Here is an 11,993-nt window from a genome sequence, read left to right on the forward strand (position 1 = left end):
TGGAGGCTTTGCAAGAGCGTCTGGTAGAGCGCTGTGTCTATCTCCAGGAGCACCCCGAGGTCATCCGGGGGGTGGCGGGGTTCAGGTGGATCCCCAATGGATGACTATCTATCTAAGGTTGGTATTAGACTTCTTGGGCCAATAGCGAATAGCCGATAGCCACGCAACTTGGCTACCGGCTATTGACTATTTGGCCATCGGCCTTCACATGAACCGTTTGCGCCGCCGGTAGGACTTCACGTCCTTGAAGCTCTTGCGCCCGCCACTCTTGGCGACGCCGAGGTAGAACTCCTTCACGTCGGGGTTTTCCTCCAGGTAGGCCCGGCTGCCCTCGAGCGCGATGCGGCCCGACTCCATGATGTAGCCGTAGTGGGCCACGCTGAGCGCGACGCGGGCGTTCTGCTCGACCACCAGCACGCTCACGCCCTCCTCGGCGTTGATCTGGGCGACGATATCGAAGATTTCGCGCACCAGCAAGGGTGCGAGGCCCAGGCTGGGCTCGTCTAAGAGCAGCAGGCGTGGGCGGGCCAGCAGGGCGCGGCCAATCGCCAGCATCTGCTGTTCGCCTCCCGAGCAGTACCCGGCTAGGCGGTTCTTGAGCATCGCCAGCTTGGGGAAATAGTGGTAGATGCGCTCGAGGTCCTGCCGCACCTCCCGGTCGCGCCGGGTCGCAGCCCCCACCCGCAGGTTCTCCTCCACCGTGAGGTGTTTGAACACCCGCCGCCCCTCGGGCACCTGCACGATGCCCTTGAGCACGATGGCTTCCGGGGGCTTGTTGGCGATGTTCTCGCCGCGGTAGAGGATGCTCCCCGAGACCACCTCGCCGTCTTCGGGCACCAGCAGGCCAGAGATGGCCCGCAAGGTGGTGGTCTTACCCGCCCCGTTGGGGCCCAAAAGCGCGGTGATGTGGCCCTCAGGCACCTTGAGCGACACCCCGCGCAGCACCTGGATGATGTCCTTGTAGACGACTTCGATATTGTTGACCTCGAGCAGGATCGGGCCGAGGTCTTCGGGATGGGTGGGTTGCATCGTTACCTCGCTGGAGGCCATGTTCTACGTCTTAGGCAAGACGCCGAGCGCCAAACGCGAGTGGCTACTGGCTACTTCCCGTAGTGCACCTTGCGGAAGAGGGTGGAGGTGAAGGGCTGGGTGATGGGGACGAACTTGCCGCCTTTGACCTCGAGTACCCGCAACCCCTCGCCACCGGTCTGCTCGCTCTTGGTGAAGTCGATCTCAGGGCTGTTAGCAGTTTTGACCACGAAACCGGGATTGAAGGCGTTGGGGCCGTTCATGCCCACCAGGGCGTCGTAGAAGGTGGCGTTGTCGATCCTGCCGAAGCGCTGAGCCGCGCGCTTCATAGCCTCGACGGCGATGGCAGCGGCCAGCAGACCGGCGGTGTAGTTGTGGCTCTGACCCAGGACGCCACGGTTGTTCTTGGCGGCGAGCTCGCGGTGCAGCCTCATGCCGGGGGTGTCCTCCTCGAGGGTGTAGTAGCTGCTGGCCCAGAGGTAGCCCTCAGCGGCGTCCCCTGCCAGGCGGATGAGGTCGTTGCCGCCGGTGTAGATGGCCCCGAGTTGCTTGATCTTCTTGTCCAGGCCGAGCCGCTTGGCGTCCTTGAGGATGTTGGCCACCGGGCCGGCCACGTTCTGGTGAACGATGTACTCAGCGCCCTTTTGCTCGAGGTTGCGCAGCAGGGCTGTGTTGTCCAGGCTGCCACCGTTCTCCTGCACGTCCACGATGGAGAGGCCAAGCTGGGCCGCCGCCTTGCGGGCGTCTTCGATCGGGGCACGGCCAAAGGCGCTGGGGTGCACCACCAGCGCGACCTTGGCGCCCTTCTTCTCCCGGGCGATGTGCTCCAGCAGCGCCACCACCTGCTCGGAGTAGGAGGAGGTGGGCAGGAACACGTAGGTGTTGTCGGGGGGGTCAATCAAGCCGATGTGGGCCGAGGCGGGGATGGCGACCAGCTTGACCTCCTGGATAAGCGACTTCAACGCCAGCATGGCCCCGGTGGCATAGCCCAGGTAGACGGCGGGCTTGGCCCGGTCGAGGGCTTCCTCGAGGAAGCGCTGGGCGTTGGGGTTCTGGTACTGGTCGTCCCGCACGATGCAGTTGAGGGTGTAGCCGGGGATGAGCTTCTGCTCGTTGGCGTACTTGCAGTAGTCCTCGATCGCCGCGGCATAGGGCCCGCCCACGTCGGAGGTGGGACCGGTAATCGCGCCCGAGTGCACCAGGCTGACGGTCTTTTGCGCCTGAGCCAGGCTCAGCAGGGTGAGTCCAACCAACAGCATGCTTCGCTTCATGAAGTTCCTCCCATTGCAACCGCCAGAGCGGGTTTGCCAAAGCTCAGTACTTAAAGGGCCAGGTGCGGAAATAACTTCGCACCAGCCGCCACCAGTTGTAAAGGCCTCGAGGCTCGAACATCAGGAAGAGCACGATCACCAGGCCGAAAGAAAGCGGCAATAGCGCCGAGGCCACGTCCACCCCGGGGGGAATGATCTGCTGGATGGCCTGGCTGCCCTTGATCCACTCCGAAAACCGCTCCATCGAAAGCTGGAGGTACTCGATGAAGGCCGGCCCCAGCAGGCTGCCCACCACCGTCCCCAGCCCCCCCACGATGGCCATGGCCAGGAAGCCCACGCTCTTGGCCAGGGTGAACTCCTCGATCACCACGCTGCGCTGGAAGTAGGCCAGCAGGCCCCCCGCCACGCCCGCGTACAGCGCCCCCAGCGCGAAGGCCATGAGCTTGGTGCGGCCGGGGTCCATCCCCATCGCGTCGGCGGCCCGGTCGTTGTCGCGCACCGCCACCAGCGCCCGCCCATACTTGCCCCTCAGCAGGTTGCGCCAAGCGATCACCATCAGCACCAGCGTGAAGAGGATGACGTAGTACCAGAAGTGGTTGTGGTTGCGGAAGCCGATCTCATAGCCCAGGAAGTTGCGCATCTCCACGGGAATCGAGGCCCCTTGGGCCAGGGCGGGCATCCGGCCCACGGTCCACACGAAGATCTCCTGGAAGGCCAGCGTGGCCAGCGCCAGGTACAGGTGCTTGACCCTCAAGCTGGGGATGCCCACGATGGCCCCGAACGCCGCGGCCACCGCTGCCCCCAGCGGAATCGTGAGGTAGAAGGGCAAATAGGGCGCCGTGAGGGCCACGGTATAGGCACCCACCCCCATGAAAGCCGCCTGCCCCACGCTGATGAGCCCGGCGTAGCCGGTGGTGATGTTGAGCCCCAGCACTGCGATGGCGTAAATGAGGATGAAGTTGAGGGTGAGCACCTGGGAGCGCTCGAGCAACTGCGGCAGCACCAGCAAGGCCACCAGCAACGCCACCACCGAGGCGATCTCGCGGTAGGTCGCGAAGATAGTGGTGTCTTGCTCGTAGCTGGTGCGGTAGTTGCCGGTCTGGGCCCAGGGGTTACGCATGGACACCTCCGATGCATCGAGGGCCAGGGGTAGAGGGTTCAGCGCCCCTCTCCCCCGACCCCCGCTCTCGACTCTCGACTCTCGACCCTTGACCTCTGTTCATACTCGCTCGATCTCCTCGGTTCCAAACAATCCGTGCGGCCTGAACCACAGCACCACCAGCAACACCACGAAGGGGATCACCAGTTCGGTGCCGCCGCCGGGGACGAAGCGGTTGAGGTAGCCCGCCGCCAGGTTCTGCAGCACCCCGATGGTGATGCCCCCCACCACTGCGCCGGGGATGGAGTCCAGGCCGCCCAGGATCACCGCCGGGAACACCGCCAGCCCAATGGCGATGAGGCTGTCTTGGTTGAGGCCCGAGACCGTGCCCACCACCATCCCCGCCGAGGCCGCGGTGACGCCCGCCACCGCCCAGGCCAGGGCGAAGACCTTCTCCACCGAAACACCCACGCTCATCGAGGCCATCTGGTCGTCGGCCACCGCCCGCATGGAGATGCCCAGCGTCGAGCGCTGGAAGAACCAGCCGAACAGCAGCAGGAACAGTGCGGTGAAGCCTACGGCCAGCAGTTGTGGGTAGGAGACGGTGATGCCCGCCAAGCGCAGCGGCTCCTGGGGCAGGAAAGCTGGGTAACTGAAGTTGCCCGAGCCAAAGGGGGTGAGGTACATCAGCCCGTCGAGCACCGAGGCCAGGCCGATGGTCACCATGATCACCGAGATGATGGGCTGGCCCACCAGCCGCTTGAGGAAGACTCGCTCCACCACGAAGCCCAACAACCCGGTCGCGAGCACCGCCGCCAGCAGTGCCAGGGCGATGGGCAGCTTCAGCCAGGCTGCCAGCGCGTAGGCGATAAAGGCCCCGATGGCGATGAGTTGCCCGTGGGCGAAGTTGATCACCCGGCTCGACTTGTAGATCAGCACAAAGCCCAGCGCGGCCAGGGCGTAGATCGAGCCCACCGCGATGCCGGAGATAAGGAACTGGAAGAAGTCGCTCACACCACACCCCAAAAGCGCTCAGCGGGCCACGTAACCACCCGCCACCTCGGCTCGAGCAGCGGCCTCGAGCACCCTCACCTCGGTCGCCACCTTCTGCACCGAACCGTCCTGGTACTTGAATTCGGTTTCCACCCGCACCGTCTGGACCCCGCCGTAGAGCGCATCCACGATGGGCTGATAGCGCTGCATGATGAACTTTCGCCGCACCTTGCCCGTGCGCGTGAGTTCGTCGTCGTCGGCGTCGAGGAGCTTGTACAAGAGCACGAAACGGCGGATGCGCAGGTGCTCGGGCAGGTTCTCATTAACCGAACGCACCTCCTTGCCGATGAGCTCGGCCACCTCGGGCTTTTGCGAGAGGTCGATGTAGGTGGTGTAGGCGATGCCCCGGTCCTCGGCCCACTTGCCCACGGTTTGGGGGTCGACGTTGATGAAGGCGGTGATGAAGGGCTTCTGGTCGCCGAAGACCACCGCCTCCTTGATGTAGGGGGAGAATTTGAGTTTGTTCTCGATGAACTGCGGGCTGAACATCTCCCCGCCGGCGGTGTGCATCACGTCGGAAACCCGGTCGATGACCACCAGATGCCCGCGCTCGGTGAGATAGCCCGCGTCGCCGGTGTGCAGCCAGCCCTCCTCGAAGGTCTTGGCGGTGTCCTCGGGGCGCTCCCAGTAGCCCGCCACCACCGCGTCGGACTTGCACAGGATCTCGCCCGACTCGCTGATCCGGACCTCGCCGCCGGGGATGGGCACCCCCACGGTGTCGGCGCGCACGTCGCCGTCGCGGTGGACGAAGGCGATGCCGATGATCTCGGTCTGGCCGTAGATCTGCTTGAGGTTGACCCCGATGGCATGGTAGAAGCGGAACACGTCGGGGCCCAGCGCCGCCCCGCCGGTGTAAGCCCGGCGCAGCCGCAAAAAGCCAAGCTGGTCGCGCAGGGGCCGGAACATGAGCTGCTCGGCCAGCCAGTAGCCAATGCGCAGGCCCAGCGGCATCGGCTTGCCGCTCATGCGGTAGTCGGCGGCCTTCATTCCAATGGCCAGCATGCGCTCGTACATCCAGCGGTTGAAGGCGTAGGTCTCGGAGATGCGCACCCAGATGTTGCTCTGGATGCCCTCCCACACCCGGGGTGGGCTGAACATCACGTGCGGCCCGATCTCCTTGAGGTCGGCCATGGCGGTATCCACCGACTCGGGGAAGTTGACCGCGAAGCCCCCAGCCAGGGCCATCCCCACCGACATCATCTGCTCGCCGATCCAGGCGAAGGGCAAAAAGGAGAGGTAGTCGTCGGTGGGCTTCAAGGGGTCAATGCTCTGCAGCGAAACACCCATGTGGATGAGGTTCTTGTGCATCAACATGGCCGCTTTGGGCCGCCCGGTGGTGCCCGAGGTCAACGAGAGGTGGCACACGTCGTCGGGCTTGCCCTGGTCAATGAGCTCGTCAAGGAGGCCCGGTTGCTTCTGCTCGGCAGCCTCCCCCAGCCGCAGCACCTCCTCGAAGCTGATGAGCCAGGGGTCGCCCCGGTAGGCCCGCATCCCGCGAGGGTCTTCGTAGATGACCTTGCGCACGCTGGGGATCTCGTTGCGGATTTCCAGCAGCTTGTCCACCTGCTCCTGGTTCTCGGCCACCACCACAGCAGCCCCGGTGTAGGAGAGCACGTAGGCGATCTCGGGGGGCAGCGAGGACTGGTACACCCCCACCGAGATGCCCCCCACAGCCTGGGTTCCCAACTCGGCATAGAGCCACTCGGGGATGTTGTCGGCCAGGATGGCCAGGCGCTCGCCGCGCTGGAAGCCGAGCTCGAGCAGCCCGTAGGCGAAGTGCCGGACTCTGGCGAAGTACTCGCCGTAGGTCACCTCGTTCCAGATGCCAAATTCCTTCTCCCGCAGGGCCACCCGCTCCCGCTCGTGCCTCGCCCGCAGGCGCAGCAGTTGGGGCAGGGTGTACTTCTTGAGTTCGGGGGTGGGTTGGATGATCATGGCGGCACCTCTAGGGAGTCTCCACGCCCACGTAGGCTTCCTGCACGCGGGGGTTGCTCGAGACCTCCTCCGGCGAACCCTGGGCGATGACCTGCCCGAAGTCGAGCACGTAGACCCGGTCGGAGATGTCCATCACCACGCCCAAGTCGTGCTCGATGAGGATGATGGTGGTGCCCCGCTCGGCGCGGATGTCGAGGATATAGCGCACCATGTCCTCCTTCTCCTCCAGCGTCATGCCCGCCATGGGCTCGTCGAGGAGCAGCAGCTTGGGCGAGAGCGACAGCGCGCGGGCGACCTCCACCCGCTTGCGCACCCCGTAGGGCAGGTCGCCGACCAGCGCCTTGCGGTAGGGCTCGAGGTCCATGAAGTCGATGACCTCCTCCACAACGCGCCGGTTGGCGACGCCTACCTTCATGGCCGGGCCGTAGACCAGCACCGCCTCGAGCAGGTTGTAGCGGGAAAAGGTGTGGCGGGCTAAGAGCAGGTTCTCCAGCACCGTGAGCCCGTTGAACAGCTCGATGTTCTGAAAGGCACGGGCGATGCCGTACTGGGTGACCTGATGGGGCGAGGCCCGTGTGAGGTCGTGGCCCTCGAAGGTGATGCGACCACCGTCGGGGTGGTAAAAACCCGAGATGCAGTTGAGCAAGCTGGTCTTCCCCGCTCCGTTGGGGCCGATGATCGAGACCAGTTCACCCTGAGCGACCTCGAGCGAGACCTCACTCAGCGCCCGCAAACCGCCAAAGGCCAAACCCACTTTATCCACCAAAAGCTGCACCTTCCGCGCCTCCCTCTGCCTCCACCCGTGTTGGATAAGATTTGTGCGGGAGTATACCCAGCCGTCTTTTTCATGTCAACGTTTTTGGCTGTAGGTGTACAAAAAACGTCATGGATTGGCACCATGCCCTTCCTTGCGCTTTGTTCCCTACAATACAACCCTCACGCGCAGGCAGATAGCCGTCGGTGCTCGGCCACGGAGGGGGTATCGACGCATCGGCCTCCGGTATCGGGTTCTCCCCTCGAGCCGTTGACCAAATTGGATCCAATGGATACACTTTGACCATGACAACCAACCCCAACAGGCCACCCGCCACCTCACCCGATCGGGTGGCCCAGCAGTTGCGAGAGCGCATCCTGGGAGGCCAGTACCCCGGCGGCACGACCTTGCGGCAGGAGGAGCTGGCCGAGGAGCTGGGCGTGAGCCGGATGCCCGTGCGTGAGGCCCTGCGGCAACTGGCGGCGGAAGGGTTGCTGATCCTCCATCCTCACCGGGGCGCGGTGGTAGCCGAGCTTTCAATCGCCGAGATCGAGGAAATCTACGAGATGCGCGCGGTGCTCGAGCCCCTGGCCCTGCGCCTGGCCATCCCCAGACTGAGCAAGGGCCAGCTCGGCGAAGCCGAGGACGCTCTGGACGAGGCCGAGCAAGAACGCGACGGACGGCGCTTGAGCGAGCTCAACTGGAAGTTCCATGCCGCCTTGTACCGGCCCGCGGGCCGCCCCCGCCTGCTTTCCACCATCGAGTTGCTTCACCTCAACGTAGATCGCTACATGCGGATGATCCTCACGGTGATGCACCACCGCGAGCAATCCGACCGCGAACACCGCCAGCTGCTCGAGGCCTGCCGGGCGCGGGAGGTCGAACGGGCCTCCAGCCTGCTGGAGCGGCACATCGTCGAAGCCGGGCAACGCCTGGTGCAGTTTTTGAAGGAGAAGCCATGAAGCTGGAGAAGTTTCCCCGTTATCCGCTGATGTTTGGCCCTTCGCCGATCCATCCCCTCAAAAGGCTCTCCGAGCACCTGGGGGTGGAAATCTGGGCCAAACGCGAGGACTGCAACAGCGGGCTGGCCTTCGGCGGCAATAAGGTGCGCAAGCTGGAGTACCTGATCCCCGACGCCCTGGCTAAAGGCTGCGACACCCTGGTCTCCATCGGCGGGGTGCAGTCCAACCACACCCGCCAGGTGGCCGCCGTGGCCGCCCATCTGGGCCTCAAAGCCCTGCTGGTGCAGGAGCACTGGGTCAACTACAACGACCCCATCTACGACCAAGTAGGCAATATCCTCCTCTCGCGCATACTGGGAGCCGAGATCGAGCTCAGCCCCGCAGGTTTCAGCATTGGCCTGCGCGAAAGCTGGCAGCGGGCCCTGGATAAGGTGCGGCAACGGGGAGGCAAACCCTACGCGATCCCCGCCGGAGCCTCCGATCACCCCCTCGGTGGGCTGGGCTTCGCTCGCTTCGCCGAGGAAGTCGCGCAGCAGGAGAAGGATCTGGGCGTCTTCTTCGACTACGTCATCGTCTGCTCGGTGACCGGCAGCACCCAGGCCGGGATGATCGTGGGTTTTGCCGCTCAGGACAGGCCGCGCAAGGTGGTGGGGATCGACGCCTCGGCCAAGCCCGCCGAAACCCGCGCTGCTGTGCACAAGATCGCCCAGTTCACAGCTGAGGCCGTCGAGCTGGGACGCGACATCCTCGATGAGGACGTGATCCTGGTGGAGGATTACGCGGGGCCCGAGTACGGCCTGCCCAGCCAGGGGACCCTCGAGGCCATCCGGCTGGCAGCCCATCTGGAGGGCATGATCACCGACGTGGTCTACGAGGGTAAGTCCATGCATGCGCTCATCGACATGGCCCGCAAGGGCATGTTCGAAAAGGGCTCCAGGGTGCTCTACGTGCATCTGGGCGGGGTCCCGGCGATGAACGCCTACGCTGGCTTGTACCGGCCTGGCGCATAGGCCGATCAGGCCCAGGGGGCAGTTGCCCTATCGTCGCGCCACAAAACCAGAAGCTCGAGGCATGTAACCTCGAGCTTCTGCACCATTGCTGGTGGGTCCAGAGGGATTCGAACCCGCGACCTACCGATTAAAAGTCGGTTGCTCTACCAGCTGAGCTATGGACCCACAAAACCCAGCACCGAGGATTATAGGCAATCGGCGCGGGGCTGTCTACAGGCGAGCGGACCAGCGGGCGCGATGAAAAGGGGGGAGGCTAAATAGAAACACTCGAAAAAATCAATAGTCATTCATTTCACCATGCTTGCATTGCACTCCTCCGTGGGCTTACCATAATTGACGACCTACAATGCAAGCGCTGGCGCTGGCCATCACTTTAGTGGGTATGGTGCTTGGGGCTTTCCTCCTCACAGCCCTGCGGGTGTGGTGGTTTGCGCCCCTGGCCTCCAACTGGGGCAACCTGGATAAGCTCATCATCATCAGCCTGGTGCTCTGCGGCGGGGCTTTCATCGCGATAAATCTATTCGTCGCCTACACGATCTACGCCCACAACAGCCACAGAGGGCGTAAAGCTTTCTTCTTCGTGGACAACCCCCGGCTCGAGTGGCGCCTGATCTGGCTGACTGCCATTGGCATCGTGCTGCTCCTGGCTCCGGGCCTGTACTTCTATGCCCAGGTGATCACTCCCCCCCAAAAGCCTTATGTCATCGAGGTGCTCACCCAACAGTGGTTGTGGAGTTACCGCTACCCTGGCAAAGATGGGGTGCTGGGGCCAGCCGACATCAAGAACTACAGCCCGGCCAACCCCTTCGGAGTCAACACCGAGGCCCAGACCAGCCAGGACGACGTCCCTGCCCTGGGTGGGCCGCTCTACCTGCCGCTGGGCCAGCCGGTGCTGCTGCGCATGCGCTCCAACGACGTGCTGCACAGCTTCTTCGTTCCCGAGTTCCGCATGAAGATGGACGTCGTGCCAGGCATGGTCACGCAGATGTGGTTCACCCCCACCAGGACCGGCGAGTTCCAGGTGATCTGCGCGGAGCTGTGTGGAGTAGGGCACTCCACCATGATCGGCAAGGTGGTGGTCGTCGAGCCTAAGGAGTTCGAGCGGTGGCTCGAGGAGCGTCCCACCATCGCCCAGACCCTGCAATCCACCGGGAACGCCCAGCGTTAGCCACCCTAAGCTTAGAACCCAGTCCGAGCGAAAGCTCTGCGAATGCAACCCGGCACCATCTCTGCGTCCCCGCCAAACGTCGGACTTGGGCTTGAAGAGGTGAGCGATGGAGCATACCCACCCCGGCTACCACGATCATCACATCGGTCCAGAGCCTAGAAGCTGGTGGACCAGATACGTCTTTAGCCAGGACCACAAGGTCATCGCTATCCAGTACGTCCTGACCGCGTTGTTCGTGGGCGCGGTGGGTATGGTGCTTTCCTGGGTAATGCGCCTGCAACTGGGCTTCCCCGGAAAGTTCGAGTTCATCAACCCCAGCGTCTACTACCAGGCCCTCACCCAGCACGGGATGATCATGGTGATCTACTTGCTCACCGCGTTGCTGTTGGGGGGGTTCGGCAACTTCCTGGTTCCCCTGATGCTGGGCGCGAGGGACATGGCCTTCCCCTTCGTCAACATGCTCAGCTACTGGGTCTACTTCCTCTCGGTAGTGGTGCTGCTGGCGAGCTTCTTCGTGCCGGGTGGGCCGACGGGGGCCGGCTGGACCCTCTACCCGCCGCAGTCCATTCTCAAAGGGACGCCTGGCTCGGATTGGGGCATCATCCTGATGCTGGTCTCCCTGCTGCTGTTCATTGCCGCCGCCACCATGGGGGGCCTCAACTACGTCACGACGATCCTGCAACTGCGCACCAAGGGCATGACCCTCATGCGCATGCCGCTGGCGATCTGGGGCATCTTCGTCGCCACCATCCTGGCACTGTTGGCCTTCCCCGCGCTGTTCGTGGGCGGGGTCATGCTGCTTTTAGACCGCGCGGCGGGCTCGAGCTTCTTCCTCCCGGCCCTCGTGCAGTTCGGGCAGCAACTGCCGCACGAAGGGGGCAGCCCCCTGCTCTTCCAGCACCTGTTCTGGTACTTCGGCCACCCCGAAGTCTACATCGTAATCCTGCCCGCGATGGGCATCATCTCTGAGCTGATCGCCGTCCACTCCCGCAAGCCTATCTTCGGCTACCCCATGATGGTGCTCTCCATCGTGGTGATCGGGGCGCTGAGCTTCATCGTGTGGGCCCACCACATGTACACCAGCGGGATGAACCCCTACTTCGGCTTCCTCTTCGCCGTCACCACCCTCATCGTGGCCATCCCCTCGGCGGTCAAGGTCTACAACTGGGTGCTGACGCTGTGGCGCGGCAACATCCACCTCACCACCCCCATGCTCTTCGCCATCGCCTTCCTCAACACCTTCTTAGTCGGAGGCTTGACCGGGCTGTTTTTGGGCAACGTGGTCGTCGACTTCCCGCTCCAGGACACCTACTTCGTGGTGGCCCACTTCCACATGGTGATGGGGGTGGCGGCCATCGTGGCCATCTTCGGCGGCATCTACCACTGGTTCCCCAAAGCCACCGGGCGAATGATGAACGAGACGCTGGGCAAGATCCACTTCTGGATCACTTTCGTGGGCACCTACGCCATGTTCTTCCCCATGCACTTCATCGGCCTCACCGGGGTGCCCCGCCGCTACTTCGCCTTCGAGAACCTCGAGTTCATGCCCCAGTCGGTCCACGACCTCAACGCCTTCATCACGGTGGTGGCCCTGATCGTAGGCGCGGGCCAGCTGGTCTTCGCCTACAACCTCATCTACAGCATCTTCCGAGGTCCGAAAGCGCCGGACAACCCCTGGCGGGCGGCTACCCTCGAGTGGCAGACCCCCACCC

At 63.8% G+C, this 11,993-nt stretch carries 10 protein-coding genes and 1 tRNA gene; 4 read left to right on the forward strand and 7 right to left on the reverse strand.

What is annotated here, in order from left to right; translation table 11 throughout:
- Positions 1–204 precede the first annotated feature (204 nt).
- The 6 genes from Mrose_RS16335 to Mrose_RS16360 form a co-directional block, all read right to left on the reverse strand.
- Complete coding sequence (locus Mrose_RS16335) at positions 205–1,029, reverse strand: ABC transporter ATP-binding protein (RefSeq protein WP_119280092.1); 825 nt, start codon at positions 1,027–1,029, stop codon at positions 205–207.
- Between the two features lie 71 nt (positions 1,030–1,100).
- Positions 1,101–2,300 (reverse strand): ABC transporter substrate-binding protein, encoded by a 1,200-nt coding sequence (locus tag Mrose_RS16340; RefSeq protein WP_119280076.1) that lies wholly within the window; start codon positions 2,298–2,300, stop codon positions 1,101–1,103.
- Positions 2,301–2,343: 43 nt separating this feature from the next.
- The gene (locus Mrose_RS16345) at positions 2,344–3,420 is read right to left on the reverse strand and encodes a branched-chain amino acid ABC transporter permease (RefSeq protein ID WP_119280078.1); all 1,077 of its coding nucleotides are present in this window, start codon (positions 3,418–3,420) and stop codon (positions 2,344–2,346) included.
- 99 nt (positions 3,421–3,519) lie between these two features.
- Positions 3,520–4,413, reverse strand: coding sequence for a branched-chain amino acid ABC transporter permease (locus Mrose_RS16350; protein ID WP_119280080.1), 894 nt, complete (start codon positions 4,411–4,413; stop codon positions 3,520–3,522).
- A gap of 18 nt (positions 4,414–4,431) precedes the next feature.
- Complete coding sequence (locus Mrose_RS16355; protein ID WP_119280082.1) at positions 4,432–6,387, reverse strand: long-chain fatty acid--CoA ligase; 1,956 nt, start codon at positions 6,385–6,387, stop codon at positions 4,432–4,434.
- A 10-nt stretch (positions 6,388–6,397) separates the two neighbouring features.
- Positions 6,398–7,162 carry an ABC transporter ATP-binding protein gene (locus tag Mrose_RS16360; RefSeq protein ID WP_119280084.1) on the reverse strand — a complete coding sequence of 255 codons (765 nt, stop codon included), beginning with the start codon at positions 7,160–7,162 and terminating at the stop codon, positions 6,398–6,400.
- A 284-nt stretch (positions 7,163–7,446) separates the two neighbouring features.
- On the opposite strand from Mrose_RS16360, the gene Mrose_RS16365 reads away from it, so the two are divergent.
- Both Mrose_RS16365 and Mrose_RS16370 read left to right on the forward strand, forming a co-directional pair.
- On the forward strand, positions 7,447–8,103 hold the full coding sequence (locus tag Mrose_RS16365) for a GntR family transcriptional regulator (protein WP_119280086.1): 657 nt from the start codon (positions 7,447–7,449) through the stop codon (positions 8,101–8,103).
- Positions 8,100–9,113, forward strand: a complete 1,014-nt coding sequence (locus Mrose_RS16370) for a 1-aminocyclopropane-1-carboxylate deaminase (RefSeq protein WP_119280088.1) — start codon at positions 8,100–8,102, stop codon at positions 9,111–9,113. The genes Mrose_RS16365 and Mrose_RS16370 overlap by 4 nt, the downstream gene beginning before the upstream one ends.
- Positions 9,114–9,202: 89 nt before the next feature.
- On the opposite strand, the gene Mrose_RS16375 is transcribed toward Mrose_RS16370, so the two are convergent.
- Positions 9,203–9,278 (reverse strand) — tRNA-Lys (locus Mrose_RS16375).
- 181 nt (positions 9,279–9,459) lie between these two features.
- Between Mrose_RS16375 and Mrose_RS16380 the strand changes: the two genes are divergently transcribed.
- The gene (locus Mrose_RS16380) at positions 9,460–10,281 is read left to right on the forward strand and encodes a cytochrome c oxidase subunit II (RefSeq protein WP_119280090.1); all 822 of its coding nucleotides are present in this window, start codon (positions 9,460–9,462) and stop codon (positions 10,279–10,281) included.
- 106 nt (positions 10,282–10,387) lie between these two features.
- The coding region (locus tag Mrose_RS16385; RefSeq protein WP_119280091.1) for a cytochrome c oxidase subunit I at positions 10,388–11,993 on the forward strand (1,606 nt) is incomplete at its 3' end.

Source organism: Calidithermus roseus (assembly GCF_003574095.1).
GTDB lineage: Bacteria > Deinococcota > Deinococci > Deinococcales > Thermaceae > Calidithermus > Calidithermus roseus.

What these genes read in the sequence shown, in the direction of transcription:
- Mrose_RS16345 (WP_119280078.1), bottom strand. Translation starts at nt 3,420, where the DNA reads ATGCGTAACCCCTGGGCCCAGACCGGCAACTACCGCACCAGCTACGAG.
- Mrose_RS16340 (WP_119280076.1), bottom strand. Translation starts at nt 2,300, where the DNA reads ATGAAGCGAAGCATGCTGTTGGTTGGACTCACCCTGCTGAGCCTGGCT.
- Mrose_RS16335 (WP_119280092.1), bottom strand. Translation starts at nt 1,029, where the DNA reads ATGCAACCCACCCATCCCGAAGACCTCGGCCCGATCCTGCTCGAGGTC.
- Mrose_RS16370 (WP_119280088.1), top strand. Translation starts at nt 8,100, where the DNA reads ATGAAGCTGGAGAAGTTTCCCCGTTATCCGCTGATGTTTGGCCCTTCG.
- Mrose_RS16380 (WP_119280090.1), top strand. Translation starts at nt 9,460, where the DNA reads ATGCAAGCGCTGGCGCTGGCCATCACTTTAGTGGGTATGGTGCTTGGG.
- Mrose_RS16355 (WP_119280082.1), bottom strand. Translation starts at nt 6,387, where the DNA reads ATGATCATCCAACCCACCCCCGAACTCAAGAAGTACACCCTGCCCCAA.
- Mrose_RS16365 (WP_119280086.1), top strand. Translation starts at nt 7,447, where the DNA reads ATGACAACCAACCCCAACAGGCCACCCGCCACCTCACCCGATCGGGTG.